Genomic DNA, 22,253 nt, shown 5'->3' on the forward strand with positions numbered 1-22,253 from the left:
ATCGAACATGTCTCTGGACCACACAGCATCCATGCCCGCGACTGAGTCAGGCCCTGACGTGCGCCGGAAAGATGCGACGAAGAACCGTGAACTGCTGGTTGGGGCGGCGCGGGCGGCGATCGCTGACCAGGCGAACGCCTCGCTTGACACCATTGCGCAGGCAGCCGGCCTCACAAGGCGCGCGGTCTACGGCCACTTTCCGGATCGCGACGCGCTCGTCCGCGAGGTGATCGCCGACGGCGCACGCGAGTTCGGTGAGATCGCCGCACGCGCGACAGCCAAGGATCCGCGGCTCGCCCTCGTCTTCCTCGCAACTGAACTCTGGCGCGCCTCAACAAGTGTGCGCGCCTCTGCGAACGTCGCCGCCACTGAGTCGTACCGCGACGCGGCGGCTCAGGCATTCGAGCCGTTGCGAACACGGCTGGCTGAGATCACGCGCAAGGGCATCGAATCGGGAGCGCTTCGTGGAGACATGAGTGCGGAGGTGCTCGCGCTGCTTATCGAGGAGGCGGCAAAGGCGACGCTCCGCGATCAGCGGATCACCGCCGGGCACACGGCAGAGACCGCAATCAAGGTTGTACTCAGCATCGCAGGTCTCTCGTGGCGGGAGCAGGCCGAGCTGCTGGGTCCGCAACCGAACAGGTTGGAATCAGCGGCAGTCGAAGCCAGCTGAGCGGAACGGGCCAGCCTGGTGGAGCGGGCCTCTCGATTCGTCCGCATGATCTTGCCGACTGTCGGTGCGCGTCCACGCCACTACGTACGTAGTGAGATACGCGCGTAGATCGACGCTTGGCCCCCCGTAGTTCCCGCCTGGACTCCTGCGCAAGCGGCGGACGTTTGCTTCGCTAGTGGAGACGGAGGGACTTCACCATGGAGCAGAGCACACAGCGCCGCACGGACACACCGAACGACATCGCCCCTCAGCGAAAGCGCCTGAAGGTGGTTGCAGCCATCGCTGCAGCGCTGGCGGTTGCAGTCGGAGTGAGCGCTGGCGCCGTCGGAGCCATCTCCACGAGCAACTCGACAATCCGATCGAACGAATTCGCAAAGTCGCTTCGAGTTGACGCCGGTGTGTACGACCTTGGCGTGACCGCAACCGATGGCGCAAAGTTCGGGTCCACTCCAGCCGCTGGATCTGTCTCGTTTGAGATGCACCCCGCCGGTGCAGGCCCACTCTCGCTCGAGCCAGGCGACCTCGTGACCTCATCCGTCGTGCTCCCCGCTGGGATGGCGCCGGGAGAGCTGCCGGCGCCCGAGCGCACCACCACCTACCTGCGGACGTGGGCCGCGGCTGAGCAGCACGGCATCTGGACGGTGACCTCGACGCTAGCCGCTGAGGCGGCAGCCAAGTTGCAACTGCCATCGAGCGAGTTCGCCGTCACCGCCGCGTTTCCCATGATTGTGGGGCCTGAGGACCTCGAGCTGCGGGCCGAAATCGGCCTGCCAGAGCGACTCACAAGCACGCACGCAAGCGACACAACGCGCGTGCCTGTCGAGTGGGAGGTTCGCAGTGGAGTCTACGACCTCGCGTTCACGCGAGGAAAGAGTGGCGGCGGGGAGATCTCGTTCGCAAACCTCCCCACACAGGCAGGGGAGAACCTCCACCTCAGGGCTGGCGATTCGCTCGTCACGTCGATCACCCTCCCCGAGGGGGTGACTGCAGGCGCCCTCCCTGCGAAGTCGACAGTGCAAGGACGGACGATCGAATGGGAGTCGCACGCGCGAGACGCCGCGACAATCGTGACTCGCACCGAGACGATCTCGCGTGACACCCAGCAAATCCCGAGCACGCGTTCAGCATTCGATGTGGTCGTCGCCGAGCAGGCGTTGAGCGACGGATTCACAGTATCTGCAGCGGCGGAGCTGCCTGAAAGGTTCGTGAGCGCCCAACCAACGGCCGAGCTGTCGGTCACAGGCAAGATTGGGCCACCACCGGCCTCAAAGGTGGCGGCGGGACACGGCTATTCGATGGCCACAACCACCGATGGCGCAACTTTCGCGTGGGGTGCGGGCCAGGTCGGGCAGCTCGGCTCGGGAACTGAGAAAAGCTCTGACGTTCCCGTCGTCACGAAGTCTCCAGACGGACGTCAGTTTGTCCAGGTCGTAACTGGCTGGGAGCATTCGATGGCGATCGCAGACGACGGCACGCTGTGGGGATGGGGCGACAATACCTTCTCCCAGACCGGGACAGGCGAGTCGTTCCTCGTGCCCGTGACGACACCGAAACAGGTCACTGCCATTGACGGGAACACGCAGTTCCAGTCGGTTTCTGCGGGCTGGAGGCACACGGTCGCGCTGTCAACCACAGGGCAGGTGTACGTGTGGGGCGATGGCAACCGAGGAGTGCTCGGTAACGGCTCTTCCGCTGGGCATAGCGAGCGCCCAATGCTCATGCCCGGGCTTCCGAACAAGCCATTCGCTGCGGTCGAGGCCGGGTTCGACATCACCTTCGCGGTGACCGAAGACGGCGAAGTGTGGGGCACCGGCTCCAACGAGTATGGCTTCCTCGGTCTCGGCGAGAGCGTTTCCGAGATCTCACGCCCGCGCCGGATTCCGATGCCCACGGCAGATCCTATAATCCAGGTCTCCGCAGCAAGCACGACAAACAACACCCACGTGCTCGCGCTCACCGACTCTGGGAAAATGATCGGATGGGGAGTCAACGCGTCTGGGGAAAGTGGTGTGCCGGTGGACGGCGAATCATCGTGGGCGTACTTCGAGCCAACTGAGCTGCAGCAGCCCGAGAACGTCCGGTTTACGAAGCTCGCCGCCGGCGATCAGTTCAGCCTCGGTCTCACAGAGTCAGGTCAGGTGTACTCGTGGGGCGGGCGAGCCCTGGGCAACGGACGCGGTGGCACGAGCGAGGTTCCCGTGCTCGTTCTTATCCCATCGGGGGAGCGGATCGTTGACATCGCGGCTGGAGACGCGCACGCGTTCGCGCTGAGCGCCAGCGGTCGCCTGTACGGCTGGGGAAGCGGCCAGGGCGGACGCTTAGGGAACAGCAACTACCTTGAGCAGCGGTCACCAATTGTCATCAAGCTCGTGGCCCCGCGCGCTGCGGGGGCGACAGATGACCGTCAGGCTACTCAGGAGGAAACTGAGTCGTCGTCAGAGCCCCGCAGCGAAGAAATCCCCACCGACACCAAACCGGATACTGCAGGTTCGGAGACCGTTGAAGACGAAGCGACGGGTCCTGTGACCCCTGGTGAAGAGGAAGACTACGCCGAAGCCGCACTCGAAGAGAAATAGTCGGGCCGGGCCAGCATCGGTCTGGCCCCCCTCAAAGCGGCTCGAAGGGCTGCTTGGCAGACGCACGAAACAGTTGTCCCGTGGGCACATCGTGAAGTATTTTGCTAGAGCAACGTAGTCCTTTGAATCTCAACGCTGAGGGGAAAGCGATGGATCAGACGCACAGACTCCTGGAACCACAGGTTCCGGTCGACCGGCGCATTGCAGGGTTCGATAAGCGCTCAATTCCGATCGCCAGCGTTGTGCTTGCGCTCTTTCTCGTGATGACGTTCGCGCTACCGGCAATCGACCGGAGTATCGAGTGGGACGACCCAATAGTGGCAGGGGATCAGCTTGCGCTTTCCGCCGAGGTCATCGTGACGCCAGCGCCAGGATGGAACCTTGAATCCGGGTATCGGGTCACCGACGACACTCGGGAACCAAACGGGCCGGCGACTCTCGCATCGGCAGGCATCACGATCGAGTTCGTTGCAGACGCTTTCTCGGGCACGCCCGCTGAACTCCTCGCGCAGTCGGCAAGCGTCGCTCAGGGCGCCGAAGACCACACCTTCCATGCGCGTGGAACGGTTGACACCGTGTCCACGAGTGCCGGAGTTGCGGGTGTTCGGCAGTCGTTTGTGAGCTCATCTGGGGACGGTCAACTTGTCGCGTTGGTGCTCGGGGACACAGGAGTGACAATCACCGTGCGCGGCGCTTCGCAGCAACTTCACCAGTCCAGTTCCGCGATTGACCAGATGATCTCGAGCGTCCGCGCGATGCCTGCAGGAGGCAGACAATGAATCTTCACGCAACGGGCACATCAACCGAAACCCCGTCACGCGACGCTCTTGATGTTCAGGCGGCGGCGATCTCCCGGTCTGGGTGGGGCGCAAAGTTCGAGTTCGTGCAGCCTCGGAATCTGTGCTTCTGGCTGTACCTCATTCTTACCGGCGTCGGGGCAGTGAACCTCTGGCAGTACGTCGCGCCGAAAGCCGCATTCTTCGCCGAGAGTCTCACTCTTGGCGCTGTGGTTGTGGGGCTGGCCGGCCTCGCCTGGGCGCTGTGGTTTCACCACATCGATAGGTGGGAGAGGCAGCCGCTTGGGGTCGTGGCCACCGCGCTCGTCTGGGGCGCCGTCCCCGCAAGCTTCGGCTTTGCGCTGACCGCAAACTCTGCCCTTCTCAGCATCTATCCCAAACTGTTTGGGCAAGAATGGGCGGCGAGCTGGGCCGCTGGTCTCATCGCGCCGTTTACTGAGGAAACAGCAAAGCTCTGTGGGTTTCTTCTCATCATGGGGCTCGCGCCCAAGCTGGTACGTACGGCAAACGATGGTCTGCTGATTGGCGCGTTCATCGGGCTCGGGTTCGCCGTCTTCGAGGACTTTCTGTACGCCGTGAACGCGACCTTCGATTCATTTGGGGTGAACCCAGACGCGAGCGTGCTCAACGTGTCGGTGTTCCGTATTGCATCGAGTGCCGTATCACATCCACTCTTTAGCGCCCTTGTCTGTAGCGGGGTCATCTACCTCATCGGCACAGTCGCACAGCCTCGACGAGTCGTAAGGGGCGTCGTCTTCGTGCTCGCGGGCATGGCGCTTCACTTCGTCTGGGACGATGCAGCTGGTCTGGCGGGCGGAAACGGGCTCAGCATGTTGCTCGTATTGTTTGGCGCGACTGTTGTGGCCCTTGTCGTCCTTTCGATCGCCTTCAGGCTTGCGCTCCCGGTGGAAGCGCAAGTTCTGAGCGAGATTCTCGCGCCGGAGGTCGAATCCGGGGTCGTGAGCGCTCCCGAAGTAGCGAGTGTTGCAGGTCGCCGCGCGCGAAGACGCTTCATTCGATCGGGACACGGGCATGCGCAGCGGCGAGCGCGTAGGCATCTGCGGCACGCGGTTCTGGGGCTTGCACATGAGCTCGCGAGCGCGCACGGTGCACACACCGACTCGGTAGAGCGGGCTCGGGTAGAAGTTGTGAGGCTCCGTGAGGCGGCGGGCGGAGAGCAGCCCGGCGCCGGCGCGGAATGACCGACAGGCATCGACTCCGGCCAGCGTCAGGTACCCACAGGGGCTGAGCTGAAGCTCGCCCTGCTCGTAAGCGTCTACAACCGGATGGTGAGCGTCTGAGTGAGCGTTCCCACGGGCCCGTGCTCGTCGTGCACGACCGACTCCGTTTGGCCGATCGCGTCAGCACCGAACGAGACGGTGCTGTCGAGTCCGAGCCAGCTCCCTGAGGGCACGCGAAACAGCGATACGTTGAGGTCGACGTTCGGGAAGCCGACCTCTGACGGATCAGCGCGGGGCACCATCCCGTTCGCGAAGTCGAGCATGCCGATCATGCGTGCCTGGGTGCTCGTCTCGACGCCGTCGATCAGCGGAGTGGAGGTGCGGACCCAGCTGCGCGCGCGTCCCGGGCCAACGTACTCGCGTCGGGCTTCGACGGTCTTGACACATTCGCCGTTCCACGTCTCACCAAACGGGAAGGCTGGTATCGACTCGACGGTCGGCATCGCGGGGAACGACGTACCTTCGATTGCCGAAGTGTCAGCGGTCTGCAGCATCCACGCACGCGCTCTCACGCCCGTGCGCCCGTTGCTCGTGAGTACCGCTTCGACGAGCTCGATCGTTCGCCCGGGGCGAATCACTGTGACCTCCACGTCAAACTCCCCAATTGGGAGCACGCCAAGAATGTCGCACGACAGTGAGGCCAGCCGCAGGCTGCCGCCGCGGCACCCGTGATCCTGTTCGATGAGGTGGGCGAGCAGGCCGATCACCGGGGCGATGTGCTGCTCAGCCGTGTTCCAAGCACCGGCTGTCGCCTGGGTTGCCTCGAACCGGGTCGGTGAGTGCTGCCGGAAGTACGCTGTGTGCGAGGCTGTCATGCCAGGAAACTACCTTTCGCCGGGACACGATGCGCTGCGGTCGCGGGGCGACGGGCGCACTCAGGCAGTGGCCGAGGGCGGGCGCATCGCTGCGCATGGTGAGCCGGGGTTGACGAGGGGACGTATTCGACTCTATCGTCAGCGAGCGTCGTGACGCTCCCCACTTCCAGGGGTGATCGGCAGGCTGACGCGGGCACGCTCGACGCGTGCCCGGAGGTCGGTCGTCGACTTCGGTTCGGGCACCGACGTGAGGCCTGTGACAACGTCACGAGGGATATAGCCGAAGGAACCACCTGGGTAGGCGGGCGTGCTGATCTCGGTGTACACCCTGCCGCCTCGCATCGTGGGCACCTTGTGGACGACGCTCGTCACCCGGTCGAGCGGGATGCGCCTCCGCTGTCTGCCAACGAGCAGGGCGTCGCCTGCATCGAGTACCAGGGGCGTGTACCCAACGCCGAGAAACCACAGCGCGCTCGCCGCAACGAGTCCTCCACCAACCGTGTAGAGCGCGCGGTCGACGCGCGGCGACTCGAGAAGGAGCTGACTCGCCCCGAGGGCTACAGCGGCAACGAATAGGGTGACCGCGAGCGCACGCGTGACGACGACGAACTTGAGCGAGGAAATGCGTGTGGGGCGGGTCACAGTGCTCCGCCTAGCTCCGCCATCGCCGTTGGCGTCGTCAAGTGCGGCTGCGGCCCGTTTCACTCCCGTGCGTCTGGCGCGGGGTCGGCGCTTCGGGCACCAAACCGGGGGATGAGCCGCGGGGTTCGCGCCTTGTAAGCAAGGTAGGCCGGATGGTCGCCCCACTTGCGCTCGGCCTTCGCTTCGAGCAGCGGGATTCCGCTTACTCGAGTCAGCAAGACGACGACGAACACGGGTGAAAGCAGCGCGACCCACTGCCACCCTTGGAGTGCGGGGGCCGCGATGATGAGCACGCCAATCCAGAGCACGATCTCGCCGAAATAGTTGGGGTGGCGAGACACCGACCACAGTCCGGTCTGAATGAACTTCCCAGCGTTGGCCTGGTCGGCCTTGAACAGCCGCTTCTGGTTGTCGGCGACGACCTCGATGGCGAAACCGAAGAGCCAAATTGCGAGACCTGCCCAGGTAGTCCAGCCGAGGGGAGCGTCGTTTGCCGAGGTGATCGCGATCCATGCGGCCGCCGCGGTCAGGCTCACCCACAGGCCCTGCACAGTCCACACGGAGAGGAACCGCAGCTTTGATGTCTTGATCTCGTCGAAGCGGTCGTCAGTGCCCGAACGCCGGTTTCTTGCGAACAGAAAGGAACCCAGGCGGGCTGCCCAAATTACGACGAGGGCGGTCAGGATCACGCTGCGCGGATCGAGCCCGGGCGAGCTTGCGAGGAGGAGGATCGTCACCGAGATGTAGGTGAGGCTGCCCGTCAAATCGAAGTACCTATCGGTCTGTGCGATGGCCGCCGGGATGTAGGCGATCCACTGCACCGCGAAAGCGACGACGACTGCGAGCGCGAACCCGGGGAAGCCGCCGCCATCGGCACCGCCTCCGATGGTCCAGCTGTTGTTGCTCCCAGCGAGGGCGAGCAATCCGCCGAGCACGATGGCCGCGACAGTGAGTATGAGTGAGCGACTGTTCGCCTGAGACATTGTGAATCCTTCGAGGGAGTCGAATCGTGGAGAATGGGCGGACCTGTGATGCGGCGGTTCGCTTGGGGCTGAGCTAGCGGTACAGTTCGGAAATGATCGGCTCTGCCTCTGCGAGGAGTACCTGTCGTTTCAATTTCATCGTGGGTGTCACGAACTCGTCGAGGCGATCACCGCCGATGACGAGCCCGCGCCAGGACTGCACGCGCTCCGCCGGCGATACGGCGGCGTTCGCGCGGTCGATTGCCGCGGTGATCTCTTCGAGGAGCCGGCCGTCCGAGCACACCACCAGACCACACGCGCTGAGCGCGCTTGCCGGCGCATCGCCGCGATCCTTGAACCACGCGGTGGCCGCCTCGGTATCGATGACCACCACTGCAGTGAGGTAGGGCCGATCCGTGCCAACGAGCGCGGCGTGAGCTACGAGCGGATGCTGCTCGACAGTGTGTTCCCAGTGTTCCGGGGAGACAGTTCTGCCTGTCGACGTGACGAGCACGTGCTTGAGCCTACCTCTCAATGTGAGCGAACCGTCGGGTGCGAGCGCGCCAAGGTCGCCGGTGCGAAAGTACCCGTCGACGAACGCATCTGCGTTGTGTGCCTCGTTCCGGTAGCCGGCGAAAACGCCCACGCCCTTCGCAAGGACCTCGCCGTTGTCCGCGATCCTGACCTCGTTGCCAGGCAGCGGCGTGCCGACGCTTCCCGCGCGCAGCGACCCAGGGCGACCCCCGGTGAGTGGCGCGGTGGTCTCAGTCAGGCCATACCCCTCGATCACGGGAACGCCGATACCGCGGAAGAACGTCGCGAGCGAGGGGCGCAGAGTGGCCGCGCCCGAGAGGAGGTACGCGAGCCGCCCACCCATGACGGAGCGGAGCCTACGGTAGAACACTCGGTCGAAGAGTGCGCGGCGGAGCCGCAAGGTGGCTGGCGCGCGCAGCGAGTGATCCTGGTCGGCGGCTTCCAGGTACTCGCCCCATTCAAGCGCGGTGCGGTGAGCCGCCCGCCACAGTGGGAGAACCCGCTTCTGTGCCGCCGATGCCGCAGCAGCGCCCTCGATTTTTTCAAGGACGCGGGGTACCACGACAAGGAACGTGGGGCGCAGGACCGCGAGCGACTGCACAACCTCCTTAGGGTCTGACAAGAGCGCGACCCGCATGCCGTTTGCGATGCAGATCAGCTGCAGCGCTCGGCCAAGCACGTGAGTGAGCGGGAGGAAGAGCACAGTGTTGCCGGTCTCGCGCACAACCTCCGAGTAGGCGGCGGCGGTGTTCAGCACCTGGCCCACGAGGTTCCGATGCGTGATTTGAGCGCCCTTCGGATCGCCGGTGGTGCCAGATGTGTAGACGATAGTGGCGACGTCATCGAGCGAGGCGCTGAGGCGTCTGGCCTCGAGATCGGAGTCGGCAACGTCGGCGCCGAGGGCCACGAGATCTGAGAGGGTACCTGTCGCGGGTGCCACCGTGCTTTGCTCTGCCGATGCAGAAAGCGGCTCAGACGACATGACTGAGATCCGCGGAGCGCGTGCTTCAGAACTGCTCGATGCGTTTGAGGCCGCCTGCGCGAGGCGCTCGCCGTCGGCGGCGGTTCCCACGAACGCGTGTACGGGCCGCGAATCGACGAGGATCGCTTCCAGCTGCGTGGCTGAGGCCGTGTCGTAGACAGGAACGACAACCGCCCCCGCGAACAGCGCGGCGTGGTCAACCACAGCCCAGAGGTACTGCGTCTGGGCCATGATCATTATCGTGTCGCCCGGCTTCACGCCCGTAGCAATGAGTCCTTTCGCGAGCTCGGAGACAGCGTCGGCAAAGGCCTGGGTGCTGACCTGTGTCCACGGTGCCGTGAGCGGTTCTCCGGCCGGCCGGGTCTCGAAAGCGATGTGCGCTGGCGCCGTGCGAACGCGCTGCATGAGGAGTTCAGTGACGTTGCGTGTCTGCTCGATATCGACAGTTTGTGGGGTGAATGCGTGCGGCACATTGGCAGTCGGCGCCATTGCCTCTGCATGGTCTGCGGCCTGGGTGTGGGGAATCTCTCGATTGATCACGGAATAGACAATACAGGAATATTACTAGACAAGCTAGCTAATTGTTGTGGGGGTTGGGTCTGTTCTGAGTGTCCGATCGCAAAGGTTTGATGCGTTCTTTTGCTGGCATGCGACATGGATAGATTCTGCTTGTCTTGAAGGATGAACCCATCCCGCTCGTTGCCAGAAAGAGTTCTGCGACGACAACGTAAACATCCTGTTGGGCGGCGCCCCAAACGTGACACTCACGCAGATCGCGAAGGACTTCGGCATCCACGTTGGCAGGTTCGAAAAGTGATGCGAGGGACTGCGGCAGCACGTTGTGGCCGACAGGCCTTGCGGAATCTCAAGAGCCGGAGTGTGCGTGGGTCAGAGGTCGATGAAGCCCGCGACGATGTCGCGGACCACTCCGTCAGCGCCCGGCGTACCGAAGAAGTACGCGACCCCGTACCCCCATAGGTACTCCTCGATAACGTTCCCCAGGTCTCCGTCGACAGGCCACCCGTCCTCGTCGATCTGGAACAGGAAAGAATGCCCGTCTGCCAGAACAGCGTCAGCGTACGCGTTCTCCCGTTGTGCCAGCTCCGGCGCGTCACCAACGCGGACCAATGCTGGCCTAGAAGTGGAGTCAGGCATATTCTCCAACGCGGCCGCGCGCAGCCCAGGCCAGGTCGCACCTTCCCTGTTTCCGCGAGGCGACGGTGCATGCATAATCGCGCGCACCGGCAGGTTCGGATACTCCAGGTCGTCATCCCCAACAGAGAACCCCGTGCGGAGGAGCAATGACACCTCGGCTCCTCCGGTCCAGGGAGCGATTTCGGCGGGCAGTGTCATCAGATAGCGGTGAGTGTCGAGCAGTGGGTGCCCATCAAGAGCCATCGGGGGAGTGCCACCGAGGCGGCCACCGTCAACACGATCCGGCAGCATGGGGGTGAGGAGCCTGACCATGCCCAGCATTCTAATTCCGCTGTCTGCATCCGAATCGACAACTCGTCGATAGCCGCGACATCGGCTTGGCGGGGAAGGCCCTGGGGTGGTGTTTCCCGTTCTGCTTTGAGCGTGCTCCGAGGCAGCCATCTTGAGTCTTGGAGCGTGAAGGCGATTATGGTCGTCGTGATCGAGCCAACGACGACCGCCGCCCCAACCACCTCCGTAAAACAGAAACGGCCCCAGCGCTGAGCGCTGAAGCCGTGTCACAAGTGCCCCCGGAGGGATTCGAACCCCCGACCTACGGTACCGGAAACCGGCGCTCTATCCCCTGAGCTACGGAGGCGAGCAGATGTAACTCCCCAAGCCTAGCGCACCTCCAGCGGCGTTTTTTGCATAGGGTCGGGCGCGAGCTGGGCTGGCGGTAGACTTGACCCTCGTGACGCCTCTAGAACTTGCACAGGCCCTTGCCCAGATTCTCGCAGCCAACTTCGCCACCCGCGGCGGGGACGCAGCTGAGATTGTCGTGTCCGAGCAGGACACGCAACTGGAGCGACCCAAGAGCCGAGAGCATGGTGACTGGGCGTCGAACGTCGCGATGAAGTTTGCGAAGCGGATTGGCACGAATCCGCGCGAGCTCGCGCAGGAGCTTGCGGCCGAGATCGAGAAGATCGATGGCGTCGCAAAGGTTGATGTTGCCGGTCCCGGCTTCATGAACATCACCCTCGATGCCGCGAGCGCGGGCGAGACCGCGCGGCGCGTCGTCGAGCAGGGCGCGGACTACGGTCGGAACGACTCGCTCGCCGGCCAGCGCATCAACCTCGAGTTTGTGAGCGCGAACCCGACGGGTCCGCTGCACATGGGCCACACCCGCTGGGCTGCCTTGGGCGACTCGACCGCGCGCGTGCTTCGTGCCGCGGGCGCAGAGGTGACGAACGAGTACTACATTAACGATGCCGGCTCGCAGATGAACAAGTTCGGGCGCTCGGTGCTCGCAGCCGTACTCGGCGAGGAAGCGCCAGAGGACGCGTACCCGGGCGAGTACATTCAGGCGCTCGGCGCGAAGGTGTGCGAGCAGCTGCCTACCGTTGGTGAGCTCGCGGCGAACGACCGCGACGCTGCCCTCGAGCAGGTGCAGGAGCTCGCGTACCAGCTGCAGCTCGCCGAGATCAAGGATTCGCTCGAGCGCTTCAACGTGCACTTCGACGTGTTCTTCTCGGAGCGCACGCTGCACGCGAAGGGCGAGAACGGCGAGCCGAGCCCCATCGAGCTCGCTGTGGATCGGCTGCGCGAGCAGGGCCACGTCTTCGAGGAGGACGACGCGATCTGGGTGCGCACGACCGCATTCGGCGACGATAAGGATCGCGTGTTCACGCGCGGCAACGGCATCTACACCTACTTCGCCGCCGACGCGGCCTACTACCTCGACAAGATGGATCGGGGCTTCACCGAGAAGATTTACCTGCTCGGCGCGGATCACCACGGCTACATCGGTCGTCTGACCGCGATCGCGGGCGCAGCTGGTGACGACGTTGAGAAGAGCATCACCGTGCTCATCGGCCAGCTCGTGAACCTCAACGGTGCGAAGCTGTCGAAGCGCGCGGGCAACATTATTGAGCTCGACGATTTGCTTGAATGGCTCGGCTCAGACGCGCTGCGCTACTGGCTCGCACGCTACCCGGCTGATTCGCCGCTCTCGCTCGACGGCGAGAAGGTGCGCAGCCGCACGAACGACAACCCTGTCTTCTACGTGCAGTATGCGCACGCGCGTACATGTGCAGTTGATCGCAATGCGGCCGCGGCTGGGATCACCCGCGAGGTGTTCGCGCCGGAGCTGCTCACGCACGAGACCGAGACCGATCTGCTCGGGAAGCTGCAGCAGTACCCGGGAATTGTTGCTGGCGCCGCCGAGCTGCGTGAGCCGCACCGGATCGCCCGTTTCCTTGAGGAGCTCGCCGCCGTGTACCACCGCTGGTACGACAACTGCCGCGTGATTCCGCTCGGCGAGGAGCCAGTCGAAGACGTGCACCGTACGCGCCTGTGGCTGAACGACGCCGCGGGACAGGTGCTCCGAAACGGCCTCGACCTGCTGGGTGTGTCGGCGCCAGAGCGGCTCTAGCGTATGCGGCGCGCGCTCAAGATTGTCATCGCCCTCGTCGTGACGTTGGGAGTGCTCGCTGGGCTCGGGGAGTGGGGGCTGCGGCTCGCGATTCCTGGCGTGGTGAAGACGATTGCGCAGGAGCAGCTCGGCATTCCGAGCAGCCATCCTGTCGAGGTCGACATGGGCGGTTCGGCACTGCTGCACGCGATCGGTGGTGGCGTCGGCGATATCACCGTGGAGATTCCCGACGCACCCGTCGCTGACGGAGTGCGCGCGACGCTCATTTTCTCGGCTGACCGGTCGCCGTTCGACCCGTCGAAGGGTGACATGACGGGTGCGACGGCGGCGATCTATGTGCCGACGGCCGACCTCGGCCCGATGATTTCGCTGCTTACGAACGGCGTCGTTGATTCTGGCAAGACAAGCAGCGGCGAGCTCGTCGTTGGCAGGCAGCTCGAGGCGCTCGGGTTCACCGTGCCGATCGAGGCGACGCTTGGCCTTACGGCAGTCGACGGTGAGGTGCTCGTCGAGCCGCGCGGCCTGTCGGCTGTGGGTTTTGATCTGTCTGTTGAGCAGCTTGCCTCGGCGACAGGTGGCCTCCTCGACCCGCTGCTGTCGGAGCGTCAGCTCTGCGTGAAGGAGTGGCTGCCGGCGGGCGCGACGCTCAGCGATATCAGGATCACGAAGAACGGCGCCAGGGTCGAGTTCGCGCTCTCACCTGACTTCCTGTCGAACCCGCAGCAGCAGGAGCTCGGCACCTGCGGCTAGCGCGAAAGCCGCCGCAGGCACCGCGCCCGCGCGTTACTGCATCGTGTTGACGATGAGCCCGATGTGGGTGAAGAAGTTCATCGCGCCGAAGAGTAAGAAGATGATGCCGGTGACGAGCCATGACACGCCGACGAGCTTCGCGACGCCTGACAGCGGCTGCTTCGACGAGAACCCGCGTAGCGCGATGGGGAACAGTGCTGCGCCGAGTCCGACGAACGCGAACAGCAGCGACATGAAGATCGCCTCGATCATCGGGTAGTCGGCGACGATGCCCGAGATGGGCTCCTCCGCGGGTGCAGCGAACAGCTGGAAGACGAGACCGGCAAGTGCGATGCCGAAGAGCGCGAGGCCCATGCCGAGCACGAAGATGCTCATCGGGCGGGCCACTGCGGCGGCTTCGGCTGCACGGTCCTCCGCTGCAACGATTTGGTCGCCGCGCTTCCAGAGGTACAGTGATGCGGCGAGCAGCAGCACACCGAACGCGAGGCTCGGTTCGCCGAAGACGATGTTGTCGAACGGGAAGTACATCGCGAACGGCCACTCGAGCGTCATGTGCAGGCCGGTTGTGGTGAGGATCAGGCCGAGTACGCCGGCTGTGAGTGCCCACCCCTCGGCCTTGAAGTCGCGGTCACGAACGAGGGCGCGGCCGAGCATGTACACGAAGATGAGGCCGGCACCGGCGGCGACCGCCATGATCGTGTTGTACGTCGGCATCTGCGTCCAGTCAATGACGAGTCCGGTATCTCGGCCTTTGAAGAAATCTTCGATGAAGCTTCCCATGATGGGGTCCTTTCGATGGGCAACCGATGGAGCACCATGCGTGCTACTGGCGGTTGCGTGGGTGTACCGTGTGTAACCAATTAGAGTCGATTTGTATTCGCTTGCATGCATTTCCCGGGTGTGTCCGCGGAGTTACCACCAGCGAGGGGTTGGGCAGCAACCGCAACGTGGGCATATGGTGGCAAGGCGCACCCTGTTCAACGATGTACCGGAGGAACCCGCATGCACCACCCGCTCGACGTCGCCAAGACCATCGCAGTTCTCGAAGCCGCAGTCGCCGACTACGCTGGAACGCTTGCGCCGGCTGTCTCCGTTGCGGCGTTTGATGCGACCGGCGTCATCGCCTGGCACGGGGTGGGGGAGCCGCGGCTCGACGGTTCGGCCGTGAGCCGAGAGACAGTGTTCAGGATCGCCTCGATGTCGAAGAGCTTCCTCGCCGCAACGGCGCTCGCACTCGACGAGGCCGGCCTTCTAAACCTTGCCGCGCCAGTTGCGCACTATCTCCCAGGGATGCGGTTCATGTACAGGGACACCGACTACCCGGTTACCGTCGGTGAGCTGCTGTCAAACCGATCTGGCATGCCCGAGGACAACGCGTGGGCCGACAGGCAGCTGGGGTCGAGCCGCGACTACATTGCGAGCCTGTTCGCCGAGGGAATCGAGCTCACCGCTGCGCCCGGCGTCGGATACCAATATTCAAACCTTGGAATGTCGCTCGTGGGGCGCGTCGTTGAGGCCGTCGTCGGCCGCCCCGTCGAGGAAGAAGTAAAAGAGCGGTTCATTGAGCCGCTCAAGCTGACGGGCACGCGGTTCGCGGTCGACAAGTACGACGCAGGCACGGATGTCGCCTCCGGCTTTCGAACTTTTGACGTCGGCGCGACGTTTGTCGAGGAGCCGTTCATCGGCGAGGGGGCGCTCGCGTGTATTGGCGGCTTATTCAGCACAGTCGACGACATTGCAAAGTGGTCCTGGTTCCTCGCTTCCGGGTACACCGACGAGCCAGTCGCGCCCGAGTTGCTGAGCGCCCGCGGGCGGGTGGAGATGCAGCGCGTGCACACCCCAATCCCCGTTCCCCAAAGCACCGAGTTTCGCGACCTCACGAGCCTCGGCTACGGTCTTGGGCTCTTCCCTGCGCACGATAGACGACTCGGCGCGACTGTTGATCATTCGGGCGGCCTTCCGGGGTTCTCCTCGAACATGCGCTGGCACATTGACTCCGGCGTCGGAGTTGTCGTGTTCGGTAACTCAGACGCGTTTCGCGCCGACACCCTCGCGATGGCCGCACACGCGGGGGTGCTGCAGGCGAACGCGATCCCGCCCCGCACGGTGAGGCCATGGGGGCTCGCGTTCGAGGCCGGGGCCCTGCTCGACACACTGATCCGCGAGGGAGAACCGCTCGCCGGCGCGGCGCACGTCACCTCAAGTAACTTCTTCGCCGATGTACCAGACGCGGTACGCACGAGCCGGATCGCCGAACTGACGCAGGCTGTCGGTGCACCCGTAACACAAACCGCGTTCTCGAACCGGATCGTCGGTGCTTCCGATGCTGCCCATCTGCGCTGGCGGATCGATTGCGCTCAGGGCGCGCTCGTGTGTGACATCCGCCTCATCGGCCTGAGCGCACCGCTCGTGCAGAGCTTGACTGTCGCCATCGCCGACGACACAGGTACGAAGCCGCTTGCGGGGGAGCCGGGACTGCAGGTGCTCGCGGCCGTCGCCCGTGACACGAGTAAGACTGTCTGACGTCCCGGCGTGGCGAGGGCGAGCTTTGTGTCCGAGAGCCCGCCGATCGTCTGAAAATCATGCCGATATGCGCGCATGCGTCGGTTGAGGACTCGCTTTGTGCGATGAATACTCGTGATTACCGCAACGGAGCGGTGACTTAGCGATCGGAGATGATCATGACAACGCATACTCATACACCGCCCCCTTTCGATAGTGAGCTCGCTGCGGCCCTCACGGTGCTCGGTGCAGCACTACCAACAGGTGTCCTCCCTGACGCCATCCCGATGCTGCGGGAGATGCCGGTAGATCCCGCACTCCACGAACAGATAGCGGCGTCCGGGGCAACCCGGGAAGACCATGTCATTCCCGGGTTTGAGGGCGCCGAGATCGAAGTCTCGATCTTTCGCAATCCAAGCCAGTCCGTGCCCGGTCCCGGAATCCTCCATCTGCATGGAGGGGGCATGATCGCTGGAAACCGTTTTATGGGCGTCGACGGTTTCTTGCCACTCCTTCGCGATCACGGTGCGGTCATTGTTTCAGTTGAATACCGGCTTGCACCGGAGTTTCCTGACCCTGTACCAGTCGAAGACGCATTCGCTGGGCTGCTGTGGATGGCTGAGCATGCTTCTGAGCTAGGAATCGATGCCGATCGGCTGATTGTCGCGGGCGCGAGTGCTGGCGGTGGACTTGCCGCCGGTGTGACACTGCTGGCGCGCGACAGGAACGGGCCAAAGCTCCTCGCATCGCTCCTCATCTATCCCATGATTGACGACCGGAACGACACTGTTTCAGCGCAACAGTTTGAAGGAATCGGTGTGTGGGACCGCACGAGTAACTACACAGGCTGGAATGCGCTTCTTGGAGAGCGGCGTGGCGGCCCAGATGTGTCGGCGTACGCGGCACCCGCACGGGCAAGTGATCTGTCTGGGCTCCCACCAACCTTCATTGATGTCGGGAGCGCGGAGGTGTTCCGCGACGAGAATGTTGCGTACGCAACAGCGATCTGGGCGGCTGGCGGCGAATGCGAACTACACGTCTGGCCCGGCGGGTTCCACGGCTTCGATGCCTTTGCGTCGCACGCACAGCTCTCGAGAGAGATGGTGAAAGCCCGCAACGCATGGCTCAATCGGATGCTCGAAAGATAGCGAAGCAGCGGCCAAGCGCCGAGGATCGCATAGGGTGGGTGACACTCAAGACGAGAGGTGATTGCGTGCGTGAGCTTGCAGGACGCCTCAGCGCTCTCGACGCTGCGGCCAGTGAGTCCCTGAAAGTCATCGAGTACTTCGATGCACTCGTCGATGGTCGGGCCTCAGCGGAAGGGATGCTTCGTGGCGCCGCGGCGCTGAGTGGCGTGGTGGTGGGACGCGAAAGGCACACCGGCGAGAGTCGTCGGTATTTCCCTGACGGCGCGGTGAAGCGCGGTGGCGAACCGGCGAAATGGCCGTCGAGGAGGGTGAGCGACGGGGGCACAGTATGGCTCGAACGTCCAACTGCATCGTTTGTGAATGACGCGATGATCCTTGAACGCCTGGCGATCTCTTTGGCGGTCTGCTCACAAAGGCTCGATACCGCAGCCCCCACGCGTCGTGCAGTCGAACTGCTCATCTCCGGTGACGGCAGCGCCGAGGAACTCGACGAGGCGCTAGCCAGGCTCGCCATACCGGCTCGCAGCGAGGTGTTCGCAGTGGCAGCACCCCCGACTGAACCTTTGGCTCAGGCTCGGGGGCTGCCTCACGCAATGATCGCGACGCGTTTCGGCGTGCTTCGTGCGGTGCTCGCGGGGAGTTCAGAGCCGATCGCTGGGCGTATCGGAATTGGTCTGCCCGCCCTCACGTCCCGCGAAATCCGTGACTCATGGCGCACTGCGATTATTGCGCTCAGACTGACATGCAGTGATGTTCCGATCGTGAAGGCTTCAGAGCTAGGTTCCCTGCTGCTGCTTGCCGAACAGGCAGACAAGGAGCCACAGCCGCACCACGACAGCGTTGCAGTCGGCAGTGCGCTCGCCGCAGGCTGGACGCCGACTCAGCTGCGCCAGGTGAGCGCGGGTGTGAGTCGCCGAGCCCTCGCGCGTATGCTTGAGATACACCATTCCTCAGTTGAGCGACGGCTCGACAAACTTACTGAGGTACTTGGCTTCGATGCCACAAGCGAGCAAGGGCGACTCCGGCTTGGGGCCGCGATCATGTTGCACCGCCTGTCTGAGTACCTCCCCGACTAGGTCGTAGGGCATCGGCGAGGTTTCGTAACATCCGTGTTCGGGAACGCTACGCCCATTAAGATAGAGAGGTTCGTTCGGACTCGTTATCCGTTCGCGCGGCTTCAGGGGCCAAGCCGGGTCCGCTCGCCACGGGGTGCAAGTGTGCAGCCCTCCGAGCGTCCGAGCGTCCACGCGACACCCACCCAGAGCCGAGGAGCGTCAAATGACCGATCACCGAACCCGCGACGTCAATGCGATCGACGACCGTGTCTTTCCCCGCGGTGCCCGCCGTGGTAGCGAATGCGGCGTACTGAAGATTGGTGGCGTCCGAGCCACGGAACTCTTCGAGCAGTTTGGTTCGCCGCTCTATGTCATCGACGAGGACGCAACGCGAGCGACAGCTCGCGAGATCCGTGACGCGCTTCGCGGCGAGGCACAGCGCGTTGGCACCGACGCAACCGTGTACTACGCAAGCAAGGCATTCTTGAGCGTGCAGACAGCGCAGTGGATGGCCGAAGAAGGCCTCGCGATCGACGTCGCCAGCGGCGGGGAGCTCATGGTCGCGCTCGCTGCAGGCGTTGATCCCGCGAAGATCGGATTTCACGGAAACAACAAGTCTGAGAGTGAGATCGCCCGAGCTGTCGAGGCCGGCGTCGGAACAATCATCATCGATAGTGAGATTGAGGTCGCGCGCATCGCTGCCGCGACTTCCGCCGCCGGGAAGCGTCAGCGCGTTCGTCTCCGCGTGAACAGCGGCGTGCACGCGTCGACTCACGACTACCTCGCGACGGCGCACGAGGATCAGAAGTTCGGCATGCCGCTCACAGACGCGCCCGCGCTCGTTCGCGAGATCGTGTCGCATGACGGCCTCGACTTCGTCGGCCTGCACTGCCACATCGGTTCGCAGATCTTTGCGACGGAAGGGTTCCGTGAGTCGGCGCGCCGCCTCCTTGGCGTCTACGTCGAGCTCGCAGAGATCGCCGGGCGACAGATCCCTGAGCTCAACCTCGGCGGTGGCTTCGGCATCGCCTACACGCCCGAACAGGCAGGCGAGGCGCCGAACGTGGCCGACATTGCGAAGCAGCTCGCCGACATCGTCGCAGAGGCGTCCGCCGAAGCAGGGATCGCGATCCCGCACCTCGCGTTCGAGCCCGGTCGCGCCGTCGTCGGCCAGTCAGGTGTGACGCTGTACACGGTTGGCACAACCAAGCGCGTCGATCTCACTGGAACGGGCGCCGCAGACCCGATCGACCGCGGCTACACCGAGCGGCTCTACGTGAGCGTCGACGGAGGAATGAGCGACAACGCGCGCCCAGCGCTGTACGGCTCGGACTATCACGTGCGGATCGCGAACCGAGCGAGCGAGGCAGCTCCGGCACTCGTGCGCGTCGTTGGCAAGCACTGCGAATCCGGCGACATCGTCGTGTACCGCGACGAGCTCCCCGCAGACGTCCAGCCCGGCGACACGCTCGCCGTCGCCGTGACAGGCGCGTACTGCTGGGCGCTGTCAAGCAACTACAACTTCGTTCCACGTCCGCCAGTTGTCGCAATTCGCGGCGGCGAGAGCCGCGTCATCGTGCGCGGCCAGACCGAAGAAGACTTGCTCGCTCAGAGCGTTGTCGCCTAACCGCGACAATCAAAACGTGACTTCACAGAAAACAGGAGAACAACGGTTGAACGCGTATCGAGACCTTCGAGTTGCACTGCTTGGCTGCGGGTCGGTGGGCGCCCAGGTGGCCCGCCTGATTCTCGAGAACGGTGACGAGCTCGCCGCCCGTATTGGCGCGAATCTCGTACTTGACGGCATTGCCGTGCGCTCCCTCGACGCTGAGCGCGACGTTGAACTGCCACGCGAACTGTTCACGACTGACGCAGAGCGCCTCGTACAGGGCGCTGACATCGTCATCGAGCTCATGGGTGGCATCGAGCCGGCGCGCTCACTGATCCTGCTCGCCCTCGGCGGCGGCGCTGACGTCGTCACCGCGAACAAGGCGCTCATCGCCGCGCACGGCCGCGAGCTCTCCGACGCCGCCGACCAGGTCGGCGCGCAGCTGCTCTACGAGGCGTCTGTCGCCGCAGCGATCCCGATCCTTCGCCCGCTGCGCGAGAGTCTCGCAGGCGACCACATCACCCGCGTGATGGGAATCGTGAATGGGTCGACAAACTACATCCTGGACCGCATGGACAGGTTTGGCGAGTCGGCCGAAGACGCGATGAAGCTCGCGAGCGACCTTGGCTTCCTCGAGGCGGACCCGACGCTCGACGTCGAGGGGTTTGACGCTGCGCAGAAGGCGACAATCCTTGCGAGCATCGCGTTCCACACCGAAGTGCCCGAAAGCGCGGTGTACCGCGAGGGCATCACCGCGGTGACGCTCGAGCAGATTACTGCCGCTCGCCACGCCGGGTTCGTTATCAAGCTCCTCGCTGTCGCAGAGCGGCTTGCCGCGTCCGACGGCACCGACGGGGTATCGGTTCGGGTCTACCCGGCGCTCATCCCGCGGGAACACCCGCTCGCAGCCGTGCACGAGGGCAAGAACGCGGTGTTCGTTGAGGCTGAAGCCGCAGGCGAACTCATGTTCTACGGCGCCGGCGCCGGCGGCAACGAGACTGCCTCAGCCGTGCTCGGAGATCTCGTCTCGGCGGCCCGACGCCACGTTGTCGGCGGCCCAGGCATCCCTGGATCAACGCACGCCGAGTTCCCCGTGCTGCCAGTCGGCGAGGTGCTCACCGCCTACCAGGTCATGCTCGAGGTACGCGACGAGCCGGGCGTGCTCGCTCGGGTAGCGGGAATTCTCGCCGCGCACGGCGTCTCGGCAGCGAGCGTCGAGCAGAACACCTCGGAGGAAGGGCGCGCGACGCTCGTTATCGGCACGCACACTGCGCGCGAAGCCGACCTCGCAGCGACAGTCGAGGCGCTGCGTGCTGACGACGCGGTCGCCGAGGTCGCGAGCGTGCTCCGCCGGGAGGGCCGCGCATGAGCCGCGTCGAGCGAGCGCTTCGCGTCCACGTTCCAGCGACGAGCGCGAACCTCGGGCCCGGCTTTGACACCCTCGGCATCGCGCTTGCGTACGGGGACGAGCTCATCGTCGTGACCCGCCCCGAGCCTGGCGCAACTGTCACGGTGATTGGCGTCGGCGAGGGCGAGGTTGACACCGACGAGCGCAACCTCGTTGTGCGGTCGGCCGCATTTGTGTTCGAGCGACTCGGGCGCGATATGCCCGGGCTGAACATCGAGGCGCACAACCGTATCCCGCACGGCCGAGGCATGGGCTCATCGGGCTCCGCGATCGTCTCCGGCGTCATGATTGCGGCCGGACTCCTCGCGAGCGACCCCGTCAACCCGCTCGAGCTGAGCGAGGCCCAGATCTTCGCCTTTGCGACTGAACTGGAGGGGCACCCTGACAACGTCGCGCCAGCACTTTTCGGGGGGCTGACGATCGCCTGGACGAACGAACAGGGGCCGCGATTCAAGCGCCTCCTCGTCCACCGTGGCGTCGCGCCACTCGTTCTCGTGCCGACGTTCACGATGTCGACCGAGCACGCACGCAGCCTGCAACCGAAGCAGGTGCCGCACGAAGATGCAGTCTTTAACGTCTCGCGTTCGGCGCTCCTCATCGCGGCACTCACGCAGAGCCCCGAACTCATGCTTGAGGCGACGGAGGATCGGCTGCACCAGAACTACCGTGGGGCTGCAATGCCAGCGACGCGGGATCTCATCGGCGCGCTCCGCGAGGCCGGGCATCCTGCGGTCGTGTCGGGTGCCGGGCCCTCGGTGCTCGTGCTCTCGAACGGGCCGCGCGAACGCCTCGCGGCGGCGGATCTTGTCGCGCAGATCGCGCCCGAATGGCGAATTCTTACCCTCGCTGTCGATATCAAGGGTGCTACAGTAGAGGAGATCCCGGTCGACTCTGCGTTCTCTTCGCGAGTGTGACACTTCCTAGTTTGTGTCCCGGATCGAATTCCCAGCCGGGGTATTTGTCCCCGAGCTTCCCGCACTCTCGTGCCTGTTTC

The 22,253-nt window shown here is 64.3% G+C and carries 18 protein-coding genes and 1 tRNA gene; 12 read left to right on the forward strand and 7 right to left on the reverse strand.

The annotated features are described in order from the left end of the window. The first annotated feature begins 7 nt into the window (after positions 1-7). From ACF07D_RS11145 to ACF07D_RS11160, 4 genes are all read left to right on the forward strand, one after another. Complete coding sequence (locus ACF07D_RS11145; RefSeq protein ID WP_391504945.1) at positions 8-673, forward strand: TetR/AcrR family transcriptional regulator; 666 nt, start codon at positions 8-10, stop codon at positions 671-673. Between the two features lie 197 nt (positions 674-870). Next, positions 871-3,249, forward strand: a complete 2,379-nt coding sequence (locus ACF07D_RS11150; protein WP_391504946.1) for an RCC1 domain-containing protein — start codon at positions 871-873, stop codon at positions 3,247-3,249. 149 nt (positions 3,250-3,398) lie between these two features. Beyond that, a complete protein-coding gene (locus ACF07D_RS11155; RefSeq protein WP_391504947.1) occupies positions 3,399-4,028 on the forward strand; it encodes a hypothetical protein in 630 nt (209 codons plus the stop codon). Further along, entirely contained in the window at positions 4,025-5,248 is a 1,224-nt protein-coding gene (locus tag ACF07D_RS11160; protein ID WP_391504948.1) for a PrsW family intramembrane metalloprotease, read from the forward strand. The genes ACF07D_RS11155 and ACF07D_RS11160 overlap by 4 nt, the downstream gene beginning before the upstream one ends. 74 nt (positions 5,249-5,322) lie before the next feature. Here ACF07D_RS11160 and ACF07D_RS11165 read toward each other — a convergent pair whose 3' ends face one another. The 6 genes from ACF07D_RS11165 to ACF07D_RS11190 form a co-directional block, all read right to left on the reverse strand. After that, the gene (locus ACF07D_RS11165; RefSeq protein WP_391504949.1) at positions 5,323-6,102 is read right to left on the reverse strand and encodes a thioesterase family protein; all 780 of its coding nucleotides are present in this window, start codon (positions 6,100-6,102) and stop codon (positions 5,323-5,325) included. Positions 6,103-6,240: 138 nt separating this feature from the next. After that, positions 6,241-6,744 (reverse strand): hypothetical protein, encoded by a 504-nt coding sequence (locus ACF07D_RS11170; RefSeq protein ID WP_391504950.1) that lies wholly within the window; start codon positions 6,742-6,744, stop codon positions 6,241-6,243. A 59-nt stretch (positions 6,745-6,803) separates the two neighbouring features. Then, positions 6,804-7,727 carry a DUF1295 domain-containing protein gene (locus tag ACF07D_RS11175; protein ID WP_391504951.1) on the reverse strand — a complete coding sequence of 308 codons (924 nt, stop codon included), beginning with the start codon at positions 7,725-7,727 and terminating at the stop codon, positions 6,804-6,806. Between the two features lie 73 nt (positions 7,728-7,800). Beyond that, positions 7,801-9,762, reverse strand: coding sequence for an AMP-dependent synthetase/ligase (locus ACF07D_RS11180; RefSeq protein WP_391504952.1), 1,962 nt, complete (start codon positions 9,760-9,762; stop codon positions 7,801-7,803). Positions 9,763-10,110: 348 nt separating this feature from the next. Next, the gene (locus ACF07D_RS11185) at positions 10,111-10,689 is read right to left on the reverse strand and encodes a hypothetical protein (RefSeq protein ID WP_391504953.1); all 579 of its coding nucleotides are present in this window, start codon (positions 10,687-10,689) and stop codon (positions 10,111-10,113) included. A gap of 252 nt (positions 10,690-10,941) precedes the next feature. After that, positions 10,942-11,014 (reverse strand) — tRNA-Arg (locus ACF07D_RS11190). Positions 11,015-11,107: 93 nt separating this feature from the next. Between ACF07D_RS11190 and argS the strand changes: the two genes are divergently transcribed. Together argS and ACF07D_RS11200 are read left to right on the forward strand one after the other, a co-directional pair. After that, positions 11,108-12,787, forward strand: a complete 1,680-nt coding sequence (gene argS / locus ACF07D_RS11195) for an arginine--tRNA ligase (RefSeq protein WP_391504954.1) — start codon at positions 11,108-11,110, stop codon at positions 12,785-12,787. 3 nt (positions 12,788-12,790) lie between these two features. Next, positions 12,791-13,537 carry an LmeA family phospholipid-binding protein gene (locus tag ACF07D_RS11200; RefSeq protein WP_119284739.1) on the forward strand — a complete coding sequence of 249 codons (747 nt, stop codon included), beginning with the start codon at positions 12,791-12,793 and terminating at the stop codon, positions 13,535-13,537. A gap of 33 nt (positions 13,538-13,570) precedes the next feature. Here the strand turns inward: ACF07D_RS11200 and ACF07D_RS11205 are convergent, their stop codons facing one another. Then, positions 13,571-14,317 (reverse strand): DUF981 domain-containing protein, encoded by a 747-nt coding sequence (locus ACF07D_RS11205; protein ID WP_391504955.1) that lies wholly within the window; start codon positions 14,315-14,317, stop codon positions 13,571-13,573. Positions 14,318-14,539: 222 nt separating this feature from the next. Here ACF07D_RS11205 and ACF07D_RS11210 point away from each other — a divergent pair, with 222 nt between their 5' ends. The 6 genes from ACF07D_RS11210 (at position 14,540) to thrB (ending at position 22,173) form a co-directional block, all read left to right on the forward strand. Then, complete coding sequence (locus ACF07D_RS11210) at positions 14,540-16,060, forward strand: serine hydrolase domain-containing protein (RefSeq protein ID WP_391504956.1); 1,521 nt, start codon at positions 14,540-14,542, stop codon at positions 16,058-16,060. A gap of 158 nt (positions 16,061-16,218) precedes the next feature. Beyond that, a complete protein-coding gene (locus ACF07D_RS11215) occupies positions 16,219-17,187 on the forward strand; it encodes an alpha/beta hydrolase (RefSeq protein WP_391504957.1) in 969 nt (322 codons plus the stop codon). Between the two features lie 65 nt (positions 17,188-17,252). Further along, positions 17,253-18,263 (forward strand): helix-turn-helix domain-containing protein, encoded by a 1,011-nt coding sequence (locus tag ACF07D_RS11220; RefSeq protein ID WP_391504958.1) that lies wholly within the window; start codon positions 17,253-17,255, stop codon positions 18,261-18,263. Positions 18,264-18,465: 202 nt separating this feature from the next. Beyond that, positions 18,466-19,869 carry a diaminopimelate decarboxylase gene (lysA, locus tag ACF07D_RS11225; RefSeq protein ID WP_391504959.1) on the forward strand — a complete coding sequence of 468 codons (1,404 nt, stop codon included), beginning with the start codon at positions 18,466-18,468 and terminating at the stop codon, positions 19,867-19,869. A 46-nt stretch (positions 19,870-19,915) separates the two neighbouring features. Next, positions 19,916-21,220: a homoserine dehydrogenase gene (locus ACF07D_RS11230; protein WP_255809765.1), complete on the forward strand. Its 1,305-nt coding sequence runs from the start codon at positions 19,916-19,918 to the stop codon at positions 21,218-21,220. Continuing rightward, on the forward strand, positions 21,217-22,173 hold the full coding sequence (thrB, locus tag ACF07D_RS11235) for a homoserine kinase (RefSeq protein ID WP_119284735.1): 957 nt from the start codon (positions 21,217-21,219) through the stop codon (positions 22,171-22,173). Before ACF07D_RS11230 ends, thrB begins: the two co-directional genes overlap by 4 nt. The last annotated feature ends 80 nt before the right edge of the window (positions 22,174-22,253 follow it).

The sequence above is a fragment of the Leucobacter sp. NPDC015123 genome, from assembly GCF_043080205.1.
Classification (GTDB): domain Bacteria; phylum Actinomycetota; class Actinomycetes; order Actinomycetales; family Microbacteriaceae; genus Leucobacter; species Leucobacter aridicollis_A.